The sequence below is a fragment of the Dyadobacter diqingensis genome, from assembly GCF_024220585.1.
GTDB classification, from domain to species: Bacteria; Bacteroidota; Bacteroidia; order Cytophagales; family Spirosomataceae; genus Dyadobacter; species Dyadobacter diqingensis.
Window position 1 is genome coordinate 260,866 of record NZ_JAMXKF010000008.1, and the last position, 22,033, is coordinate 282,898.

22 protein-coding genes are annotated in these 22,033 nt (G+C 42.6%); 9 read left to right on the plus strand and 13 right to left on the minus strand.

The window, feature by feature from the left end; genetic code table 11:
- Positions 1-31: 31 nt before the first annotated feature.
- The 3 genes from M1L62_RS21035 to recQ form a co-directional block, all read right to left on the minus strand.
- The gene (locus M1L62_RS21035) at positions 32-1,231 is read right to left on the minus strand and encodes a PSP1 domain-containing protein (protein ID WP_254561599.1); all 1,200 of its coding nucleotides are present in this window, start codon (positions 1,229-1,231) and stop codon (positions 32-34) included.
- A gap of 15 nt (positions 1,232-1,246) precedes the next feature.
- Entirely contained in the window at positions 1,247-2,536 is a 1,290-nt protein-coding gene (gene purD / locus M1L62_RS21040) for a phosphoribosylamine--glycine ligase (RefSeq protein ID WP_254561600.1), read from the minus strand.
- A gap of 66 nt (positions 2,537-2,602) precedes the next feature.
- Positions 2,603-4,816 (minus strand): DNA helicase RecQ, encoded by a 2,214-nt coding sequence (gene recQ / locus M1L62_RS21045; RefSeq protein WP_254561601.1) that lies wholly within the window; start codon positions 4,814-4,816, stop codon positions 2,603-2,605.
- A 93-nt stretch (positions 4,817-4,909) separates the two neighbouring features.
- Here recQ and M1L62_RS21050 point away from each other — a divergent pair, with 93 nt between their 5' ends.
- A complete protein-coding gene (locus tag M1L62_RS21050) occupies positions 4,910-5,884 on the plus strand; it encodes a KpsF/GutQ family sugar-phosphate isomerase (RefSeq protein ID WP_254561602.1) in 975 nt (324 codons plus the stop codon).
- Between the two features lie 97 nt (positions 5,885-5,981).
- Here M1L62_RS21050 and M1L62_RS21055 read toward each other — a convergent pair whose 3' ends face one another.
- The 6 genes from M1L62_RS21055 to rpmG all read right to left on the minus strand — a co-directional run bounded on the left by M1L62_RS21055 (position 5,982) and on the right by rpmG (position 10,289).
- The gene (locus M1L62_RS21055; RefSeq protein ID WP_254561603.1) at positions 5,982-6,458 is read right to left on the minus strand and encodes a DUF4293 domain-containing protein; all 477 of its coding nucleotides are present in this window, start codon (positions 6,456-6,458) and stop codon (positions 5,982-5,984) included.
- Between the two features lie 87 nt (positions 6,459-6,545).
- Entirely contained in the window at positions 6,546-7,856 is a 1,311-nt protein-coding gene (rimO, locus tag M1L62_RS21060; protein WP_254561604.1) for a 30S ribosomal protein S12 methylthiotransferase RimO, read from the minus strand.
- A gap of 152 nt (positions 7,857-8,008) precedes the next feature.
- Positions 8,009-8,632 carry a PH domain-containing protein gene (locus M1L62_RS21065; protein ID WP_254561605.1) on the minus strand — a complete coding sequence of 208 codons (624 nt, stop codon included), beginning with the start codon at positions 8,630-8,632 and terminating at the stop codon, positions 8,009-8,011.
- Positions 8,633-8,737: 105 nt separating this feature from the next.
- Positions 8,738-9,697 carry a signal recognition particle-docking protein FtsY gene (ftsY, locus tag M1L62_RS21070; protein ID WP_254561606.1) on the minus strand — a complete coding sequence of 320 codons (960 nt, stop codon included), beginning with the start codon at positions 9,695-9,697 and terminating at the stop codon, positions 8,738-8,740.
- A 163-nt stretch (positions 9,698-9,860) separates the two neighbouring features.
- Positions 9,861-10,013, minus strand: a complete 153-nt coding sequence (locus M1L62_RS21075) for a DUF4295 domain-containing protein (protein ID WP_254561607.1) — start codon at positions 10,011-10,013, stop codon at positions 9,861-9,863.
- A 93-nt stretch (positions 10,014-10,106) separates the two neighbouring features.
- A complete protein-coding gene (gene rpmG, locus M1L62_RS21080; RefSeq protein ID WP_131960515.1) occupies positions 10,107-10,289 on the minus strand; it encodes a 50S ribosomal protein L33 in 183 nt (60 codons plus the stop codon).
- 289 nt (positions 10,290-10,578) lie between these two features.
- Here rpmG and M1L62_RS21085 point away from each other — a divergent pair, with 289 nt between their 5' ends.
- From M1L62_RS21085 to M1L62_RS21095, 3 genes are all read left to right on the plus strand, one after another.
- On the plus strand, positions 10,579-11,109 hold the full coding sequence (locus M1L62_RS21085) for a c-type cytochrome (protein ID WP_254561608.1): 531 nt from the start codon (positions 10,579-10,581) through the stop codon (positions 11,107-11,109).
- 93 nt (positions 11,110-11,202) lie between these two features.
- Entirely contained in the window at positions 11,203-12,696 is a 1,494-nt protein-coding gene (gatB, locus tag M1L62_RS21090; protein WP_254561609.1) for an Asp-tRNA(Asn)/Glu-tRNA(Gln) amidotransferase subunit GatB, read from the plus strand.
- A gap of 37 nt (positions 12,697-12,733) precedes the next feature.
- On the plus strand, positions 12,734-13,891 hold the full coding sequence (locus tag M1L62_RS21095; protein WP_254561610.1) for a TlpA disulfide reductase family protein: 1,158 nt from the start codon (positions 12,734-12,736) through the stop codon (positions 13,889-13,891).
- Between the two features lie 58 nt (positions 13,892-13,949).
- On the opposite strand, the gene M1L62_RS21100 is transcribed toward M1L62_RS21095, so the two are convergent.
- A complete protein-coding gene (locus M1L62_RS21100; RefSeq protein ID WP_254561611.1) occupies positions 13,950-14,816 on the minus strand; it encodes a Rossmann-fold NAD(P)-binding domain-containing protein in 867 nt (288 codons plus the stop codon).
- A 19-nt stretch (positions 14,817-14,835) separates the two neighbouring features.
- Here M1L62_RS21100 and M1L62_RS21105 point away from each other — a divergent pair, with 19 nt between their 5' ends.
- The gene (locus M1L62_RS21105) at positions 14,836-15,855 is read left to right on the plus strand and encodes a gliding motility protein GldB-related protein (RefSeq protein WP_254561612.1); all 1,020 of its coding nucleotides are present in this window, start codon (positions 14,836-14,838) and stop codon (positions 15,853-15,855) included.
- A 99-nt stretch (positions 15,856-15,954) separates the two neighbouring features.
- On the plus strand, positions 15,955-17,040 hold the full coding sequence (locus M1L62_RS21110; protein WP_254561613.1) for a complex I subunit 1/NuoH family protein: 1,086 nt from the start codon (positions 15,955-15,957) through the stop codon (positions 17,038-17,040).
- A 6-nt stretch (positions 17,041-17,046) separates the two neighbouring features.
- Here M1L62_RS21110 and M1L62_RS21115 read toward each other — a convergent pair whose 3' ends face one another.
- The 3 genes from M1L62_RS21115 to M1L62_RS21125 form a co-directional block, all read right to left on the minus strand.
- Positions 17,047-17,496, minus strand: coding sequence for a YEATS domain-containing protein (locus tag M1L62_RS21115; protein ID WP_254561614.1), 450 nt, complete (start codon positions 17,494-17,496; stop codon positions 17,047-17,049).
- Between the two features lie 60 nt (positions 17,497-17,556).
- Positions 17,557-18,795, minus strand: coding sequence for an ABC transporter permease (locus tag M1L62_RS21120; RefSeq protein ID WP_254561615.1), 1,239 nt, complete (start codon positions 18,793-18,795; stop codon positions 17,557-17,559).
- A gap of 65 nt (positions 18,796-18,860) precedes the next feature.
- Positions 18,861-19,487, minus strand: a complete 627-nt coding sequence (locus M1L62_RS21125; RefSeq protein ID WP_254561616.1) for an ABC transporter ATP-binding protein — start codon at positions 19,485-19,487, stop codon at positions 18,861-18,863.
- A 269-nt stretch (positions 19,488-19,756) separates the two neighbouring features.
- Here M1L62_RS21125 and M1L62_RS21130 point away from each other — a divergent pair, with 269 nt between their 5' ends.
- Genes M1L62_RS21130 through M1L62_RS21140 form a run of 3 tightly spaced genes read left to right on the plus strand, consistent with a single transcriptional unit; the run spans position 19,757 to position 22,012 of the window.
- Positions 19,757-20,746 (plus strand): DUF6089 family protein, encoded by a 990-nt coding sequence (locus M1L62_RS21130; RefSeq protein ID WP_254561617.1) that lies wholly within the window; start codon positions 19,757-19,759, stop codon positions 20,744-20,746.
- Positions 20,747-20,788: 42 nt separating this feature from the next.
- The gene (gene porG, locus M1L62_RS21135; RefSeq protein WP_254561618.1) at positions 20,789-21,463 is read left to right on the plus strand and encodes a type IX secretion system protein PorG; all 675 of its coding nucleotides are present in this window, start codon (positions 20,789-20,791) and stop codon (positions 21,461-21,463) included.
- A gap of 6 nt (positions 21,464-21,469) precedes the next feature.
- On the plus strand, positions 21,470-22,012 hold the full coding sequence (locus tag M1L62_RS21140) for a DUF2911 domain-containing protein (RefSeq protein ID WP_254561619.1): 543 nt from the start codon (positions 21,470-21,472) through the stop codon (positions 22,010-22,012).
- Positions 22,013-22,033: the final 21 nt, after the last annotated feature.

A 22,033-nucleotide genomic window follows, 5' to 3' on the forward strand; every position in this document is an offset into this window, starting at 1 on the left:
AATATCATTTTTGCAGCTTATTTTCTTTCTTTTATTGAGGCGTAGAAGAAGAAGGCGTTGTGGATTGCTGTGGCTTGGGACCACGGTTTTTGTTGTTCCTGTTTTTCTTCTTTTTCTTCTTTTTCTGTTCTTCACTGTATTTTTTGTCCAGATTGGCCAAATCACTATTTAGCGACTGAACGCCCTTCTCCACTTTCTTTTCAGGCTCAGGAGTCAGGATTTCAAGCGATTCAGGAATAACATCCTTTTTATTCAGCTCGATAATTTCAAGAACCTTATCGATCGCAACCGGATACCAGTTTGTATCTTTTTCGAAACCGAACCACATGATTTTTCGGAAGATATCTGTCTTCTGAAGTGTCGCAACTCCTTTTTTAGTTTTAAGAGGTGCATCAATCGTTGGAATGTCCCGAAGCGCATCAATATAAGTTTCCAGCTCGTAGTTCAGGCAGCATTTCAATCGTCCGCACTGGCCCGAAAGCTTGGCAGGATTCAGTGAAAGGTTCTGATAACGAGCCGCTGAGGTAGAAATATTTTTAAAGTCGGTAAGCCAGGTTGAACAGCATAGCTCACGCCCGCAGGAGCCCAATCCGCCTAAGCGACTGGCTTCCTGACGAAGACTTATCTGCCTCATTTCAATCCGTACCTTAAATTCAGACGCCAGGGATTTTATCAATTCCCGGAAATCAACACGTTCCTCAGAGGAATAGTAAAAGGTAGTTTTGGTATTATCCGACTGAAATTCAACGTCCGATAATTTCATATTCAGTTTCATCTCACGGATAATTTCCCGTGTACGATAAAGCGTTGGCATTTCGCGTGCCATAGCCTGTGTATGTTTATCCAAATCCTTTTCGTTGGCAATCCGGTAAACAACATGAATGTCATCACTGATTGCAACTCCTTTACGCTTCATCTGGAGGCGAACAAGCTCACCTTGCAGGGACACCGCCCCAATATGCTGGCCTGATGCCATTTCACAAACGACATAGTCGCCGGTGACGAAATCCAGTTGATTTATATTACGGAAATATTCCTTGCGTCCGCCTTTAAATTTTACTTCTACAACGTCGAACTTCTGGTTAACAGGCACATCCATGTGGCTGAGCCAGTCGTAAACGTTCATTTTATTACATCCACCTGTACCACAGGTTCCATTGCTTCCACATCCTGAGACGGCCGATCCTTCTTTAGTACCGCACCCGCCGGATGCACATGATCCACATCCCATAGTTAATCGTCTTCATCAAGAGTTATAACGAATTAAATCCATACCGATGTCGTGTCTGAAATATTTTCCCTCAAACTGAATTGCCTGTGCAGCGCGCTGCGACTTATGTACGGCATTTTCGAGTGAGTTGGCAACGCCTGTCAATACCATCACCCGGCCTCCATTCGTCACGACTTCGGTATTCGCATTAAATGTAGTTCCTGCATGAAACAGCAACACATCTTCAACCTTTTCTTTTCCGGAAATTACTTTCCCTTTTTCATAGTCTCCCGGATATCCGCCTGCCACCAAAACGGTAGTCACAGCGACCTGCGGAGAAATAGTCATTTCGATATCCTGCAAGGTACCTTTGGCGGTTGCAGCCAGCAGTATCAGGAAGTCGGACTGGATCCGTGGCAAAACCACTTCTGTTTCGGGGTCACCCATACGTACATTGTACTCAATGACATAAGGTTCGCCTTTGATATTCATCAAACCGATAAATATGAATCCAACATACTTAATTCCTTCACTTTTCAACCCGTGAAGTGTCGGTTTAACCACTTTTTCTTCAACTTTTCTTAAAAAATTGGCATCAGCGAATGCAACGGGCGAAACAGCACCCATTCCACCGGTATTAAGTCCGGTATCATTTTCGCCAATTCTCTTGTAATCCTTCGCTTCAGGCAAGATTTTATAGTTCTCTCCATCACAAAGCACAAACACCGACAATTCTATTCCTTTTAAGAATTGTTCAATAACAACTTTATTTCCTGCCGATCCAAATTTTCCGTCAATAAGCATCTCTGTGAATGCTTCCTGCGCTTCCTTATGTTTTTCGGCGATGATCACACCTTTACCTGCTGCAAGTCCGTCTGCTTTTAAAACAATTGGCAAAGGATGGTTTTCAAGATATTCAAGACCTGCTTCCAGTGTCTCTGCTGTAAAGGTTTTTGAAGCAGCTGTCGGAATGCCATATTTCTGCATAAACTGCTTCGAGAAATCTTTGCTTCCTTCAAGTTGCGCGCCGGCTTTATTAGGGCCGATCAGCTTTACTTTACTAAGGTCAGGGCGGCTTTCGAAATAATCGACTACTCCTTTTACCAAAGGTTCTTCCGGTCCAACGATAACAAGTTCAATGTTATGTTCAAGAACGGCTTCGGCAACAGCATCAAAATCATTATAAGAAATCGGAATGTTTGTTGCCACATCAGCTGTACCGGCATTTCCCGGTGCTACAAACAAACTGTCACAAAGAGGGCTTTGGGCAATTTTCCAGGCAAAAGCATGTTCTCGGCCTCCTGAGCCCAATATAAGTATATTCATAACTTGGATAATAATAATTTTGGTAAACCATACAGTTAACAGGCAAAATCCTTGCCTGAGCTGTTACTAGTTTGCCAATTCCGATAAAAACTTGATACGCATTAGTCTTAATTCCTCCTCACTTACATCGTCATTGGAAAATTCGTCTAATGCTGCTGCGATGTTATCTGTTTCAGCACTCATGAAATAGTCATAAATATCCTGCTGTCTCTCCCGGTCGATGACCTGGTTGATATAATAGTCAAGATTTAACTTGGTTCCCGAGTAACAGATATGCTCGACTTCTTCAATGATATCGCCAAGGGCCATATCTTTTACGTCGGCAATTTCATCAAGACTTACCTTTCTATCAACCTGCTGAATGATAAAAATTTTAATCTTCGATTTATTGACCGTCGACTTAATCACAACATCCTTCGCCGTTTCGATCTCATTTTCATCCACATAGCGGGTAATGAGATCAATAAACTGACGTCCGAATTTTTGTACTTTACCCATTCCAACACCGTTGATCTGGGCCATTTCCTGTTGTGTGGTAGGATAAGTTGTCGCCATTTCTTCCAGTGAAGGATCCTGGAAAATTACGTACGGCGGCAAATCCTTTTCTTTGGCAACTTTTTTACGAAGCGCCTTTAGCATTCCCAGCAGGGCTTCATCATAAGCGTGGGCACTGCCGCTGCCGTTTGCAGAGTCCTGGCCGTCATCTTCCACTTTTACCTCTTCTTCATCGAAGTTATGGTCTTTGTGAAGTGTGACAGGATATGGGTCGCTGATAAATTTAAGACCCTTCTCTCCGATCTTGATGATACCGTAGTTTTCGATATCTTTTTCAAGATAATTTAAAATCACCAATTGACGGATTGTCGAAAGCCAGTAATCACGGGATTCGTTCATTTCCAGACCTTTGCCAAAAACGTCCAGTTTGTCGTGCTCATAGCTACGTACATACTGGTTGTCTGTTGCCGTGATAAGGTCCGTGATATGCTCTCCGTCAAAACGTTGTTCAGTAAGTTGCACCGCGCGGAGCACGAGTACCACTTCATCCTGTACTTTGGTTTTTTCTGTTGGTTTAACGCAGTTGTCACAGAAGCCGCAGTCTTTTTCCAGGTATTCCCCGAAATAACTCAGCAGCTGTCTTCTACGGCAGACACCAAGCGTTGAGTACGCAACCATTTCATTCAGCAAATGGCGGGCGTTATCCCTTTCAGTCACTGTTTTGTCCTTATTGAATTTTTCCAGCTTCTGAATATCGTCATAGCTGTAAAACATCAGACAGTTACCTTCCAGTCCGTCACGTCCGGCACGGCCTGTTTCCTGGTAGTAGCCTTCCAGTGACTTTGGCACATCATAGTGAATTACAAAACGTACGTCCGGTTTATCGATACCCATTCCAAAGGCAATCGTGGCTACGATAACGTCCACTTCTTCATTCAAAAATGCATCCTGATTGGCCATACGCGTATTGCTGTCCAGTCCGGCGTGGTAAGGAAGTGCTTTTACATCGTTGACAGAAAGTAGTTCAGCGATTTCCTCGACTGTTTTGCGGCTAAGACAGTATACGATACCTGACTTACCCTTGTTGTTACGAACATAGCGGATAAGCTGTTTCTTGGTATCTTTTTTGGCACGTATTTCGTAGTAAAGGTTCTTGCGGTTGAAAGACGACTTGAATGTTTCGGCTTCCTCCATTTGCAGGTTTTTACGGATATCCTGCTGAACTTTGGGAGTAGCAGTTGCCGTAAGTGCAATGATCGGGAGGTTTCCGATATTTTCTATAATACCGTAAATGCGGCGGTATTCAGGGCGGAAATCGTGGCCCCATTCAGAAATACAGTGTGCTTCATCAATAGCGACAAAAGAAATTTTAACTCTTTTCAGAAATTCCAGATTCTCATCTTTTGTCAGCGATTCCGGTGCGATATAAAGTAACTTCAGGCTACCATCGAGAGCGTCGTTTTTAACACGTGTCATCTCTGCTTTGGTAAGCGTTGAATTAAGGAATTGTGCGTTAATCCCAAATGCGGTCAACTGATCGACCTGATTTTTCATGAGGGCAATAAGTGGCGATATAACGATCGTCATACCGTCGGTCACAAGTGCCGGTAACTGGTAGCAAAGTGATTTTCCTGCTCCCGTTGGCATAATTACGAACGTATTTTTGCCTAAAAGGATATTTTGAATTATTACCTCTTGCTCTCCCCGAAACTGACTGTAACCAAATATTTCTTTGAGTCTTTCTTTTAATGTGTCTAAAACGACATTATCAACCTGCTTTACCATACTTTGTCAACAAAATGGATATCCCAAAGTTCTCTATCTTTGCCTTTGATCTTAATAATTGGAATTAGTTCTCAATAAAACTGTAATTCAGATTTGAAATTAATAAAAAATATTCAGTCCATCGCAAAAGATGTGATACTGCAGGAAGCTATTGCTTTACAGAATCTTGTTGAAAGGATTGATGACGAATTTGAAAAGTGCGTATATGCAATTTTAAATTCAGGTGGCAGGGTTGTGGTTTCAGGGATCGGTAAGAGTGCAATAGTGGGTCAGAAGATTGTGGCAACGCTGAATTCTACGGGAACACCCGCGTTGTTTATGCATGCGGCAGATGCAATTCATGGTGATCTGGGCATGATTCAGGACAATGACGTGGTTTTGGTGCTTTCAAAAAGTGGTGATACCCCGGAAATAAAAGTACTTGTTCCGCTTTTAAAACGTACCGGTGTTCCTATCATCGCGATGGTGAGCAACCGGGACTCTTACCTGGCGCAGCATTCGCAATTTATTTTAAACGCATACGCGCCAAACGAAGCTGATTCTCATAATTTAGCTCCGACAACCAGCACTACCGTAGCCATGACCCTGGGTGATGCGCTGGCGATCTGTTTGTTGGAAGCTCGCGGTTTTACAAGGCAGGATTTTGCCCGTTACCACCCGGGCGGCGCCCTGGGCAAAAGACTTTATCTCAAGGTTTGTGACATCTACCCGAATAACACGTTGCCGATTGTGGATGTACATGCGTCTTTGAAGCAGGTTATTATGGAAATTACCTCAAAGAGACTGGGTGTAACGGCTGTGAACGATGCAGATGGGCAAATGGCCGGTATCATTACCGATGGCGATTTACGCCGCATGCTTAACCAGCATTCCGGAGAAGAGTTGCTCCATTTGCGGGCTTGCGATATCATGACACCGTCGCCTATTTGCGTCGACCCGGAAGATTTTGCCGTGACAGCACTTGAAATTATGCAGTCGAAAAGTATAACACACGTGGTGGTTGTAGAAGGAAAAATCGTAAGAGGTTTCGTTCACCTGCACGACCTATTGCGGGAAGGATTGGTATAAAAAAAAGGTTTGGAAACGAAATGACTTTCTGTTTCCAAACCTTTTCATTTTTCTTCGGCGGGATTCTTACACCAGCCAAAACTCAGGATTTCTTTGTCTAGCGTAATCTGTTTGATTGTTGTACCGTACGTTCATCCTTGCGGATAAAGCGGTTAGCAACCACGTTAGCCAACATGGCAGCGACAAGTCCGTAGAAACCAATGGTATAATTACCAGGCGTTTGCGGATCAAATAACTTGGCTGTTTTGTAAAATGTAAGGTAAATAACCAGACCAAGCGTTGTACTCATCAGGATCGAGTTTACTGCACACAAAGCGGATTGTAAAACACGATTACGGAATTTGATGATCGCAAATGCAGCTACTGCTGCGATCAAAATCGCCAGAACCAATAGATAAAGCACAGAGTCAACCTGCGATTGTACGGCGTTAATCTGGTGCGTTAGTTTTAATGCGGTAAGTGAGGCCTTCTGCTCTCCGGCAACAGATATTTTATCCCAAATAGGAAATGACACAAAAATGCCCATCCCGATTACTGTAATGGCCAGGAAAATAGATTGAATGCGTTGCAACATGTTTTTGTAATAATTATTGTTTTACGGAATCTGGTCTTACAAAATTAGTAAAGACAAAGATTATGAAAAATTTTACGAATAGAATCGTTACTCAACAACATCCCCATACAAATCAAATTCTTCTGCGGCGTTGATTTTGACGTTGGCAAAATCGCCCAGACGAACGTATTGACTTGCCGGGATCAGCACTTCGTTATCCACTTCCGGTGAATCAAATTCAGTACGGCCAATGAAATGTCCGCCTTCTTTGCGGTCAAAAAGTACTTTGTATGTACTGCCGATTTTTTGCTGGTTCAATTCATGTGAAATTCCCTGCTGAAGTTCCATGATCACATCGGCACGTTCCTGCTTGATCTCAGCCGGAATATCATCAGGCATCGAGAAGGAATGTGTATTATCCTCATGTGAATATTGGAAGGCACCCAGACGGTCGAAACGCATTTTTTCAACAAACTCGTACGTTTCATCAAAAAGTGCTTCTGTTTCTCCCGGATGGCCTACGATCAAGGTCGTGCGCAAAGCGATTCCGGGCACTTTATCACGGATGGTGTTAATCAGGTCTTCCGTTTTTTCACGGGTAATACCTCTGCGCATCGATTTCAGAATTTCCGTAGAACCTGATTGCAATGGCATGTCGAGATATTTACAGATGTTGCTGCGTTCACGCATCACATCCAGAACGTCCATCGGGAAGCCAGCCGGATATGCATATTGCAGCCTGATCCACTCAATACCCTCCACATCGGAAAGCTGAGCCATCAGATCGGATAAATTTCTTTTTTTGTAAATATCAAGACCGTAATAAGTAAGATCCTGAGCGATCAGAATAAGCTCTTTCGTGCCGCGTTTGGCGAGAGATTTTGCTTCTTTTACCAGTTCGTCGATCGGACGGGAGACATGTCCTCCACGCATAATGGGAATAGCACAAAAACTGCAAGGCCTGTCGCAGCCTTCTGCAATTTTCAAATAGGCATAGTGAGAAGGTGTTGTTAACAAACGTTCACCAACCAGCTCATGTTTGTAATCGGCCTTCAAAGTTTTGAGCAAACGTGGAAGTTCGTTGGTGCCAAACCATGCATCCACGGTTGGTATTTCCACAGAAAGCTCGTCTTTGTAACGGTGCGATAAACATCCGGTCACGTACACTTTATCCACAATACCGGCTGCTTTTGCATCCGCATAACGCAGGATTGTATTGATGGATTCTTCCTTGGCATTGTCAATAAAGCCACAGGTGTTGATCACCACAATCTGGGAATTATCCTTTTTTGATTCATGAGCAACATCGAATCCGTTACCCTTCAACTGGGTATATAAAACTTCTGAGTCTACCAGGTTTTTTGAGCAACCCAGTGTAACGATATTTACTTTATTGGTACGTATTCCTTTGGTTTTCATAGGATGTAGCTATCGGCAGTCCGCTTTTAGCTATTAGTTTTTATTGGATAGTTATTCAAAAATCAACCGGAGATTACAAATAAATCCTGTGAAGTAGTTGATAATGAACGGTCAAACGGGGTGCAAAGTTCGTGAAAATTTAAATGATAATGCTACTTTATTAGCGGAAATCCTTTGATTGTCATCTTAAACGGAATTTTTTTGAAATATTCCTGTATCGCCCAGATACCCGGCATGCGATCGGTTAAAATAAAAGATTCTCCATTTGCAAGGGAATAGATGTAATGGCCAAACTGCATTTTCGCGCCGTTTGTGATCATTTCTATATGCCTGATATCACCCTCGCCAAGGGTGTAAGTTTTCTCGGGAAAATCAATCTCAACAATTTTTTCCTCGGGGTGATAAGTGACTCTTATATCTTTGGTGTGATGCCAGTAAATTAAGTCCAGATAGAGGTACCATGCTGCGAAACCGAGCATAAGCAAGGAAATTAAAATCAATGAAGCCGGATTTTTCCAGTCGTACAAATAAACCGAAGGAGAGAAAGTATCCGGGACTTTACTAAGCATGTATAACCCTGACAGTCCGATAAAATATAAAAAGAGATTGTCAAACTTGGTAAAATATGGAAAAGCCTTTATCTGGTAAGACCGGGAAAGTTTTAAAGGCGAGTACTTTCCAACGGTATTCTCGGAATATCTTAGCAATCGCCAGATCACCAGGCCAAATATTCCGAAAAGAAAAGCGATAAGCAGTAATGAATCCGTCTTGTTCATAACAACAGTGTCATTTGATGAACGATCGTCCAAAATAACTTTTTGCTGTTTATGAAAAAAGCCGCAAATGAATGAAGCGGCTTTAAACGGTATGAGTGGTTAAAATCAAATCTTTTTGAAGAGAGAATCGACAAATTCACCGCGGTCAAAAACCTGTAAGTCTTCCATTTTCTCCCCTACGCCAATGTATTTGATCGGAATTTTAAATTCGTCGGAGATACCGATCACGACACCGCCTTTGGCTGTGCCATCCAGTTTGGTAATGGCAAGCGCAGTGATTTCTGCCACCTTTGTAAATTCACGGGCCTGAATAACCGCGTTTTGCCCGGTACTTCCGTCCAGCACGAGAAGGACCTCGTGTGGCGCATCCGGAATAATTTTTTGCATTACCCGTTTAATCTTCGAAAGTTCGTTCATCAGATTGACTTTCGTGTGCAGCCTGCCCGCCGTATCAATAATAATAACATCAGCATTGATTTCCATTCCGCGTTTCAGGGCATCGTAGGCAACCGCAGAAGGATCTGTGTTCATGCCGTGGTCAATCACAGGCACATCAACACGTTTTCCCCAAAGTTTCAACTGTTCAACCGCCGCCGCTCTGAACGTATCCGCCGCTCCTAAAACCACTTTGTGGCCTCTGGTGTGAAACTGATGCGCCAGTTTTCCAATCGTTGTTGTTTTCCCGACGCCGTTCACACCCACCACCATGATAACATAGGGCTTTGGCAAATGTTCGGTTTCAAAACTATCGGTAACATCAACAGATTTATTTTCAGTCAAAAGTGCCGCGATTTCTTCACGCAGAATAACGTCAAGCTCACTGGCATTTGCATATTTGTCACGCGCAACACGCGCTTCAATACGCTGAATAATTTTAACGGTTGTTTCAACACCTACATCCGAGCTTACAAGAATATCTTCCAGTTCGTCCAGTACGTCCTCGTCAATAGTAGTTTTCCCTACAATAGCACGGGATAGTTTGCCGAAGAAACTGTCTTTGGTTTTTTCAAGACCTTTGTCCAAAGTCTCCTTTTTTTCTTTTGAAAAAAACCCAAATAAACTCATAGTCAGATGTATAGGTTAAAATCGAAAATTGTTAGTATGCGCGAAGAGTTATATTTCAGCCGCATGAATATTTTTACAACCCAAAAATAAAACAAAAAAGTCCCTCGTGGGACTTTTCGGGCAATCTATATTAAAAGCTTCGGAAACATAAGGGGCTTATACCTTAGTTTTTCAAAGCATTTTGTACACCTTCTACGGGTACCATTTCTTCTTTGAAGGTCCAGGCTCCTGTTTTTGGAGACTTAACGGCTTTAATCACTTTGGCAAATGATTTACCGCCTTCTTTTTTCAGGGTAGCAACTACTTTCTTTGCCATGTCTGTATATAGTTAATATGTTATTGTATATGTTAACTGCTATTGTAATTACGACATATCATTAACCTAACGGTTAATTAACATTGAAAGTAATTACTTAATCTCTTTATGAAGAGTATAACGTCTCAGGAAAGAATTGAATTTTTTCAATTCCATACGGCTAGGCGTATTTTTCCGATTTTTTGTCGTTACGTAACGTGACATTCCTGGTACACCCGATTCTTTCTGTTCGGTGCATTCCAATATAACCTGTACTCTATTACCTTTCTTAGCCATTACTTTACATCGTTTTACAAATAGGACTGCAAAAGTAAGAAGATTTCATATTATTTAAAAAACATATTTCAAATAAAATTTAGATAAATAATAAATTTAAAGAATTTACGCTTAAATTATATGATGTAATGTACTGAAAATCAATAAAATAAATCCAATATTAAATTTTACTAATTTTACGATTTCCAATATACAGTAGGAAAATCTAACACAAACTTGCTTTCTTCGTGTAGTGATTAGACGTGAAAATCGATAATCGGGCGGAATTACTTAAAATTTGTTTAAAAAAATGGCACTTAAAAAATGTACTTCTCTGGCAATTATTGCCATAGCTGCATCAATTTGGATCGGCTGTTCCTCCAAAGAGGATAAAGCCAAGTATGACAACTTCTATGGTTCCGGAAGTAAGGCGCGTGAAGAAGCTGCGCTTACGGTACTTCAGGCTGAAAAAAGAAATACCCCTGCCCCTGTGCAAACTTCTACGGAAGCCAAACCTGCTGGCGACTCAACCAAAGCTGCTCCTGCGACAGATACTACGGCTGTTGCACCTGCTGCAAAACCTGCTCGTAAGGCAGTACCGGCAGAAGTATCGGCTTTGCTTAATAAACATGCATGTCTTGCCTGCCACAATCCTTATGAAAAGGTGATTGGGCCTGCTTATGCAGAAGTGTCAAAAAAGAAATATTCGGTAGATCAGATCGTGGAATTGGTGCACGCACCGAAGCCTGAGCACTGGCCTGGTTACCCTCCTATGGCTCCAATGGCGCACGTTCCTAAGGCAGACATCGCTGTCATTGCTACCTGGATTAACTCGCTGTAAGTTTTAAATCAAGGAGTTTATCATATAAAAAACGGGTCGTTCATATGGTGGACGACCCGTTTTTGTATCTTTGCTGAAGAATTTGTAACCAATATGACTGAAAGCATAATCAATCCATCGGACGTGACCGAAGAACTTATTGCCTCTTATGAAACTGTAATTGGCCTTGAAGTGCATTGCCAATTATTAACCGAGTCGAAATTATTTGCTCAGGATTTCAATCGTTTTGGTGCTGAACCAAATACCAATATAGGGCCGTTGACGCTGGCTTTGCCGGGTACGTTGCCCAAACTGAATAAAAAAGCTGTGGAATATGCGGTCCGTATGGGATTGGCCTGTGGCTGTTCTATCAGTAGACGCACTATTTTTGACAGGAAAAATTATTTCTATCCGGATCTTCCAAAGGGTTATCAGATTTCGCAGGATAAAAAACCGATTTGTGAAAACGGTGGTGTGACCATCTCTGTAAAATGCGCGGACGGTAAAACGTATGAAAAATTAATTCGTTTCCATCATATCCATTTGGAGGAGGATGCCGGGAAATCGGTTCATGACGGAAGTGATACGGATACACAGCTGGACTATAACCGCGCGGGCACGCCCCTGGTGGAAATGGTGTCGGAACCCGATCTGAGATCGGCGGAGGAAACAGGCGCATTCGTGACAGAAATCCGTCGATTGGTGCGTTATCTGCACATCAGCGATGGAAATATGGAAGAGGGTTCGCTTCGTTGTGATGTGAACGTTTCGCTAAGGAAAAAAGGTGAAACAAAACTCGGTACAAAGGTTGAAATCAAAAATATGAACTCCATCCGAAATATGATGCGGGCTATATCTTTTGAAACCCGCCGGCAAATTTCGATGCTGGAATCTGGTGAAGCCATTCAGCAGGAAACGAGAATGTTCGACGTTGAAAGCGGGCAAACCTATGGCATGCGTGTAAAGGAAACGATGAACGATTATCGTTATTTCCCGGATCCTGACCTGAGCCCGGTTGTTATTTCGGAAGAATGGTTGGAGCAGATCACGGCGGCTATGCCTGCCCTGCCGCAGGCACTGCGTGAAAAGTTTACCAAAGTATATGGCATTCCTGTTTATGACGCGTTGGTTCTGACAGACACGAGAGAAATGGCGCAGTATTTTGAAGATGTTTGCGCTAAAACTTCTGCCTACAAAGCGGCTTCAAACTGGCTGATGGGTTCTGTAAAGTCTTATGTCAATGACCACGACGGCAATATCGAAGCATTCCCGGTTTCCGCTCAGACATTGGCTGAACTGATCGAACTTACCGAAACAAATGTGATCAGCAACTCGGTTGCTACGCAAAAAATATTCCCGATATTATTAAACGAGCCGGAACGTTCTCCAAAAGAGATCGCTACCACAAATAACTGGATTCAGAATAGCAATACAAACGAACTGGAAACGTTGGTAGATCAGGTTATTGCCTCAATGCCGGATAAAGTGGCGGCTTACCGTAAAGGGAAAAAGGGCTTGCTGGGGCTTTTTGTAGGAGAAATTATGAAAAAATCCAACGGAGCTGCCGATCCTAAAATGGTAAATCAATTGTTGGCAGAAAAACTTTAAACCATTTTTTAGTTAGGAGATATTTGCGAAGCAAACTATGAAAAAATGCATTAAAACTGGCTTTTTTGTTTTAGGATTGGCTGTAACGGGTTTGTCTGTAATGGCGCAGGAGCAAATTTCTCCTAAATCATTTACGATCAATGGTAAAATAAAAAATGGTTCTGCGGGAGAAAAGGTTATCCTTTCTCAGTCGTTGATGACTGGCACTTCCTTGAAACTTGATTCTGCCAAACTGGCTGCCGACGGAACATTTTCTATCAAAGCAACCGAGAATGATGGTGGAAGTTTTTACATGCTGAATGTGGCGGATCGTCAGAAAATTGTCTTGCTTTCTGAAGGTGGAGAAACGTTTAACATCGTTGCCGACGGATTTGAGAAGGATAGCAAGGGCAATCCCGGAAAAACGCAAATCAGCGGTTCGAAAAATATGGAGTATTATGCGAAACTGCTTGAATTGAACCAGACCATGGGTGCAAAGGTAGCCGTTTGGAATGAGGCTTATGCAACTGCTGAGGCTAAAAAAGATACCAAGAAAATTCAGGAAATACAGGTTGCTTATAAAAAGGCTGAAACGGAGCATTTGGATAAAATAAAGGCAATGATCCCGGAAATGGGAACTTCGCTGGTCGCTATTTTTACAGCCAACAACTTTCTGAATCCGGAGGTTGATCTGGCATTATTGCAGGATGTTGCCCAGAAATTTGAAAATGTAAAACCGACGCCCAAGCTGGCAGAGGCATTTATTGGTCAGATTAAGCGTATTAAAGGTATCTCCATCGGAGACGTAGCGCCTGATTTTACGTTGAATGACCCGGAAGGCAAGCCTGTCACGCTTTCGTCTTTAAGAGGTAAATTCGTTCTTATCGATTTTTGGGCGTCCTGGTGTGGTCCTTGTCGTCAGGAAAACCCAAATGTGGTGCGCATGTATGACAAGTTTAAAGACAAAGGATTTTCTATTTATGGCGTTTCGCTGGATAAAGAAGCCAATGCCTGGAAAGCTGCTATCAAAAAGGATAATCTGACCTGGCTGCATGGCTCGGACCTGAAATTCTGGAACTCGGTTGTAGCGCAGACTTATGGAGTAAGTGCAATTCCGGCAACCTATCTTCTGGATAAAGACGGAAAAGTGATTGCTAAAAACCTGCGTGGCCCGGCACTTGAAGCCAAATTGACAGAACTTTTAGGAATGAAGTAAATAAGGTCTTTATAAAATTGGTAAAGTGCCCGGAGATTTCTTCCGGGCATTTTTGCTTTTATTCCTCGTAATAAAATCCCAGCGGATCGGGAAACCTGAATTGATAAGTATAAAACGATGAAAGTTTTGATGCCGAAATGGTTTTAAAAGCCGGTGCCGTTTGCGGGATAGTAAACGTTGGCGATTCCCAGCCAAACTGTCTGCACGATTTTTCATACACTTCACGCCTGGTCGGGTGTTGCGGCGCAACAATATTAAATGTCTCGTTCACAATCCCCTCCTCAATCATTTTGGCAATAATACCGGCCGCATCGTCACGATGAATGTAGTTGACAGGGATTGATCCCGTGGTCAGCTCTTTTTGCCCCTTTACATATTTTCCGGGAATACGGTTGTAGCCCAACAATCCACCATGACGCAGAATTGAAACCGTTTTTTCACCGTGCAACCCGATCAGTAAATTCTCTGCTTCAACCATCGCTGGCGAAGCCGATTGTTCAGGTATGCTGACATCCTCTTCGATCACAATTCTGTTCAAATCCGGATAAATGCTGGTTGAACTGACGTAGATAATCTCTTTGATGGGTGAAGTTTTTACAATGTCAACAACGGATTGAATTTGTCTGGGATGAAAATCGGCCTCGTTTTTAGAAAGTCTGGGTGGAATGGCAATAACCAGAACGTCTGTGTCAAAAAAAGAGGTTATCTGAGTACTTTCTCCAGATAGCTCAGGATCCAGATTGAAAAGAAATCCTTCAATTCCTGCCGCCTTAAACAATTCCAGTTTATCTGCTGAGGTTGTGCTTCCCTTAACCGCTGATGAAATATCATCGCTGATCAAACGTTGAGCTAGGGGGAATCCGAGCCAGCCACAGCCCAGAATGCTTATTCGTTTTTTTTCTATTTTTGTATCTTTATCAATCATGATTATTCGTTTCCGCCGAATGTTTTATATACGCACTTTAATTGTTGCCGGTCTTTTTGCTCTTGGATTATCTTCCTGTAAAACGGATTCAAAAAAAGAAGCCGAGTCTTCGGATACTGACTTGATTCAGGTAAATGTTTCCTCTGAAAATCTGGACGACACACTTTTTGCGTGTAAATCTGTTCAGGAAGTACAAAGTTTTTTGGATAAACATTCCTATCTGTCCGACTGGTATTTCACCGATGCGCCGGTCGAAAAACCGCAACTGGCCGGTCATCTTTTCCAGATTCTGCAAAATAAGGATTTTCGTTCGTTCAAGGTGCAGCTCGACTCTATCATCGGGGATAGGAACACTTCCATTATCAATCCTCTGAAAAAATCTTTTCAGCAAATCGCTAAATATTACCCGGATTTTAAAGCGCCGAAGGTGAAATTTATGGTGACGGGTTTTTCTGGAAATGATCTGTATATTTCTGATTCGCTGATCGTTATCGGTCTTGATTACTTCGGAGGTCCCAAAGCACGTTACCGCCCGGATGTCTATGATTATCAGCTGCGACGTTATCAAAAGGAATACATCGTGCCGTCCATTATCTTTTTCATGTCAAATAAATTTAACCATGTCAACGCATCGGACAGAACATTGCTGGCCGATATGGTGGGGTACGGAAAAGGGTATGAATTTGTGAAACAGGTTATGCCGGATACGCCCGACAGTCTTATCCTGGGTTATTCGGAAGAAAGTCTGGTACGGACGTATAATAGCCAGCAGGATATCTGGTCTTTTTTTGTATCCAACAAACTTCTTTATGAGAACATGGATCTGAAGAAGCAAAAGTTTATTGGTGAGCGTCCTTTTACTACGGAAATCGGGAATGAAGTACCCGGCGGAATCGGTCGCTGGCTGGGCTGGCGTATTGTGAGTCGTTACATGGCCGAAAATCCGAATGTAACCCTGCCCGAGCTGATGAAAAATGACAATGCGGGAAATCTGTTGCAAGCTTCCGGTTATAAAGGTGAAAAGGATGATGAGGAGTAAGTTTTTTGCTTACTTTTGTCAATACCGTATTAAATCCTGTTGAAAGTAATCGGCCTTGCTAATGCCGCAACTTTTGACTTTCAATTTTCAACTGAATTAATGCCTGTAACCCTAATAATCTTCCTCCTGTTAGTGCCCGGCTTTGTTGTGATCGGGGTATATCTTGAACGTAAGGTTTCCGCTTTTATTCAGGACCGCTTGGGACCTATGGAAGTGGGAAAATGGGGTTTATTACAGTTATTTGCCGATTTACTTAAATTACTTCAAAAGGAGGATATTGTACCCAAGGCAGCCGATAGAAAACTGTTTTTGATCGCTCCAATTGTTATTTTTGTCTCTGTATTTACCGGTTTTGCCGTTGTTCCGCTGGCACCCGATCTGGGCGGGTCGGGAGCGGCTGTTGGTGTTTTCTTTTTGCTGACGATCGTGTCTGTGGACGTAATCGGGTTATTGATGGCCGGTTGGGGATCGAATAATAAGTTCGCGTTGTATGGTGCGATGCGTGCCGTGGCGCAGATTATTTCCTACGAAGTTCCGTTGGGGTTATCGATACTTTGTGTTGTGATGCTGTCTCAAACGCTTGATTTGCAGGTCATAAGTTTTCAGCAGGGGATTTATTCTGCCGACACCGTTTACCTTTTTGGAATGAAACGATTCGGTATCGATGTTACAACCGTCGGTGGATTTTTATCGTGGAATATTATCCGAAACCCTTTTTTGCTGATTGCTTACGTTATTTTCTTTATCGCCTCACTAGCGGAATGTAACCGTGCTCCGTTTGACTTACCAGAGGGCGAATCAGAACTGGTAGCTGGGTTTCATACCGAATATTCAGGTATGCGATGGGCACTGTTTATGCTGTCGGAATACGGGATGATGCTGCTGGTTTCGCTGCTGGGAGCCATTCTTTTTCTGGGAAGCTGGAATACTCCTTTCCCGAATATTGGCCCGTTACGCCTGGCCGACTGGACAAGCGGTGAGCCGGGAACTTTCCTGGGATATCTTTCCGGAGCGTTCTGGCTGATCGGAAAAGCCGTTCTTGGTATTTTGGTACAAATGTGGGCACGTTGGACACTGCCACGTCTGCGTGTGGACCAGCTGATGTATTTGGGCTGGAAAGTGCTGACACCGGTTGGACTTGTTCTCTTTTTTATCTCCGGTGTCTGGCGATTATTAGGGATTTAATTCCGGTTAGTCTACAATTTCAGCGCCATCCAGAATATAATTCATTTTATAAATATCGTCGGCGTTAAGCTGTAAAGTCCCTTGAAAAGTCAGACGTTCGTCTGTTTTGAACTTACGGCCATTTTTTTTAAAATTTAAGGTCATAACGGTTTCAGGACCAGCTCCCCCGCAGAAAAAACAGGCACTGAAAGGAAAAGCGGACAGTACATACAAATTGGCGTCCAGATCAACCGGAAGAATATACCCCGTAATGGTTACAGGCTGGTTTTTTAGCTTCTGAACGCTCGGCCCAAAGGTTGGATGCAGCATGTAAATGGATTCTTCCGCATACCACTTCTTCTTGAAAGTAACATCACGCAAAGTTTCCCAGGTCAGTTTTACAGGTGCTGCCGCAGGTGTAAAAGCAAACAAAGAGGTAAGGAGCAAGAAAGCCGCTATGAAACGTACTGATTTCATAATGTTTTAATTATTAGTGCAAAAAAGGATTCAGGTTGGTTAACAAAAATACGATTAATATCATTCCTCCGCCAATGTCCGCGAGATATTCAGCCGGTAAATACCCAGTGACGGTAAAGCGGCCGCAAGTAATCCCAGGATCAACGCACCTGCAAGAAGATATATTTCCTCAGGCAACACATTAAACTCACGGATGGAATAATGAAAATCCTGTTCGGCAGCTCTTCCGAAAAGCCATAATCCCGCCCGGCTTAAAATAATGCCTGCCAGATAACCCGTAACGGCCAGCAGCAAACCTTCCATCAAAAGCATCAAAAACAATTTGGTTCGGGTGGCGCCCATGGATAGCATCAGTGCCATTTCGTACTTCCGTTCTTTAAGCGAACTGTAGAGCGAAATAAATACGCTGACGCCCGCAATGACAATGATGACGAGTGCGAGGACCCGTAAGGTGTCGATCCCTACACCCAGAAGAGAGAATAATCTGTTAATCTCGATGCTGGGCAAAGCAGCCTGCATCGAGGTATTTTCATTGATCTGGCGGGGAATCGTGATTAGTCCCATTGGATTCCTGAACTGTATCAACGCGCTGGTAACCTGTTTTTCATCTTCGTGATGAGGTTCGGCCATATCTTCTTCGTGTGCAGGATCATTTTCCTTTACGCCTGCTGCGGGTGCTTCCGCATGCTCGTGAATTTCCCAGACACTTTCCAGATTTGTTAAGACCAGCTGATCCACCACAGAACCCGTAGGTTCGAAGATCCCAACGACTTTGTATTTTTTATCGTTGTGGGCATCGCCATCGGAGTCTAGTCCGTGGGAACTGGCAAAGGTATCACCGATTTTTAGCGCCGAATTTTTGGCAGCTTTACTTCCAAGTACAACTTCCATGGGTTGACTGAACATGCTTCCCTCGGCTATTTTTGCCTGAAAATGGTCAACATATTTCGTAGTGGTGCCGACAATCCGGAATCCGTGATAGTTATCACCCATCGACAGCGGGATAACGTTTTTGATAAAGGGATTCCGTTTTAGCGAATTGACCTCAGACAGGGGAACATTGCCGGTTGGAGCATCAATCTGATAAATACTGGACAGAATCAGCTGCAAAGGGCTCCCTTTTGCGCCGACAACCATATCAATTCCCTTGATATTTCTTCGAAATTGCTCGTCCAGCTGTTTGTTCAAAAGCAAGAGTAAAGAGATCATTCCAATGCCGAGGGTAAGCAGCATTGCACTGAGAAAACTGTTTAATTTTTTTTCTTTCAGGTTGGCTAAGCTGATCTTAAGAAGGTTCATTATGTCGATGCTTATAAGTTGAAGTTTACACGCACGTAAACTTGTAGGTTGTACTAGGGTAGATTTTACAGAAATACCTGATTGGGAAACTCATCTTTCAGGCGCTGGTCGTGGGTGACCACCACAAGGCTGGCGCCAATTGAAAAAGACTGTTTTTTTAGTAAGTCAATAACTTTCTGGCAATTGTTATCATCCAGGTTGGAGGTTGGTTCATCGGCTAAAATGACGTTTGGGTTATTCATCAACGCTCTCGCGATACTGACCCGCTGCTGTTCTCCCTGGCTTAATTGTGTGGTTTTCTTGTGTAAATGCTCAGCAAAGCCAAGTTGTTCGGCCAGATAACCAGCTTTTTCTTTATCCTGTTTATTTCCGGCCAGATAACTGGATAGTAAAATGTTATCCAGAACCGACAAAGCGCTTACAAAATGAGCGCGCTGGTAAATGATACCCAAATTTTTTGCCCTGATATTCGTTCTTTCTGTTGAGGACAAGCCGGATAATTCTTTGCCGGCAATATGAATATTCCCGGAATCCGGTTGCAGTAAAAGTGCCAGCAAATGTAAAAAAGTCGTTTTCCCACGGCCAGATTGTCCCAGGATCAGAAGGGCTTCTTTGTCATTACAACTTATATCGGGGAAGCTGAACTGTTTTTGAGAAGAATAAGAGAAATGCAGGTTTTTACTGGTAATCATCTGAGAAAGATCTTAATTTCAATTATACAATAATACTGAATTTTGCCGGTTTCTCAGAAGTAAGACCCGTAATATCGTCCCCGACGAAGTTACTTTTAACACAGATTAAAGTACTAATTGTAAAACGGACGAAATATGATGATTTAAATTATGTGCACAACACAAATAAAATTATGAGAAATACGTTGAAAAGGAGATATATCCTGAAGAAAACCGACAACTATTCTATTTTTGCAAAAAATTGATCCAAAATGATTAAAAATTTTCTAATGAGACCGATAAGCAAAAAGCTGGTATTTTTTGTAGTGCTGGGTTTGTTGGTAATAAATCACACAACTGAGGCACAGGTAAAGAGAGGTATGTTTGTTCCTTATTCTTCTGTTGGATTTGGAGTTGGAACATCTAGCTATTACGGAGATATGGCTTCTTACACTACACCTTTAAGATCTACTTTTGGCATGATGCGATGGAGTGTAACGGGCAATTATACCAGGCATTTTACACCTCGTTTAGCGGCCCGTGCCTCATTTACATATGCAAGAATTGTTGGGGACGATTATAAAATGAATGAAAAGGATCCAACAAACATTAGATTTCCAAGAAATTTGAGTTTCCGGAATGATCTTAAAGAGTTCGCGGTTGTGGGAATTTTTAAATTAACTCCCGACAATCGAAGCTATGACCGTCGTACTCAGTTCGGGACCTATTTATTTGCAGGTATTGCCGCGGTTGCTCATAACCCAAAAGCATTAGATACTTTGGGGGGGAAGTGGGTAAAGTTACAGCCTTTGGGTACTGAGGGACAAGGCCGCCCTGGTTTTTCGAAACCTTATTCATTGATTCAAATGGCTATTCCAATTGGGATTGGTGTACGTTATAAAATAAATGACCGGTTTGATATAGGTGCAGAATTAGGTTTTCGGTTTTCGTTTACTGATTATCTGGATGATGTTGCTGGAAATTATGCCGATAAATCAGTTTTTGCAGACAATGAAACAGCCTTGAAATTAGCAAACAGATCAGGAGAGCGGATCTCTGTTAAGAAGGGGAAGGATCGGACACCTGGACTTACCAAGTTTGTTCAAAATGCTTATCCGGGTGTTACGGACCAGGATCCCTATGATATATTGATAGCGCAGAATTATGGTAATTATGGGCAGCGAGGCAACAATCCGAAAGCCAACGATAATTACATGACCGGAACAATTCACATCACATACATTCTTCCTACGCAGGTGAAATGTCCGCCGTTAAAATAATTAAATTTTCTTTTTTGAATTAAAAGTTAAAAATGGTTCCGGGTGAAGTTTTCTCTTAAATTATTAGTACTGGTAATCACTATTTTAACTGTTCAGCATGGAACTGTACAGGCACAAAAAATAGAAGTGGGGGGCGGACTAGGGGTATTTAATTACAAAGGAGATATCTCCCCTTCATTCAAATTCCGGTTTTTCAAACCGGGAGGAAGCCTGTTCTTTAGATATAATCCCAATCAGGCGTTATCTCTTCGGGCAGAACTTGCGGCGGGTTTGATTGGTGCTGCTGATCAATATAGCAAAGACCCTTTTCAAAAGGCTCGTAATATGTCTTTCCGTACTCGGATCACGGAGGCAAGTGCTGTGGCGGAATACAATTTCCTCGATTACCAAGAAAAAAGATTTGCCGTAAACTGGACCCCCTATGTTTTCGGTGGACTGGGTATTTCGAAATTCAAGCCGGATGTCGTAACCGATAGCTATAAGACAAATTCACTCGTGATCCCCTACGGCGTCGGAATTAAATATCAGATACGCAGGCCCTGGAATATCGGTCTGGAATATGGTACGCGTAAAACGTTTAGCGATTATTACGACAATTTGGGAGGAGATCCGAAATCTACCGTTAAGCTTGAACAAGGGGATCCTTCTAAAAAAGATACCTACTATTATATTCGTTTGTCGATAAGTTATACCTTTTATCGCATCGTCTGCCCTTAAACTCCTATGAAGAAAACTCTCCTGACCCTTTCAATCGTTATAGCCGTTGTTCTCGCAGGTTTTATTATTCTGCGCAAGTATACTAAATCATTTAGCCCGTCATCTGTCGCATCGTATCATGAAAAAGGAATTGATATTGATGTAAATTACAGCCAGCCAGGAAAAAAAGGAAGATACATTTTCGGGAGGGAGCAAGACAAAGCGTTGGTTCCCTATGGCAAGGTATGGCGTACGGGGGCGAATGAGGCGACGGTCATTAAAATTGGAGAGGGAATAAGTTTTGCAGGAAGACCGGTTAAACCTGGCTCCTATTCTTTGTGGACAATACCTGGACAATCTGCCTGGACCGTTATCTTAAATAGTGAGACAGGGCAATGGGGTACTAGCTACAACGACGGGCAGGACTTGCTGAAAAGCGATGTCGCCATCCGTATTAATCCCAGGGTTGAAGAGTTGTTTAAGATATACTTTCAGGATCAGCCAAACGGCACCAATATGATATTAAGCTGGGATCAGACAGAAGCGATTATTCCAATCCAACATCAGTAAAATCCCTCTTTTTATTCTTCT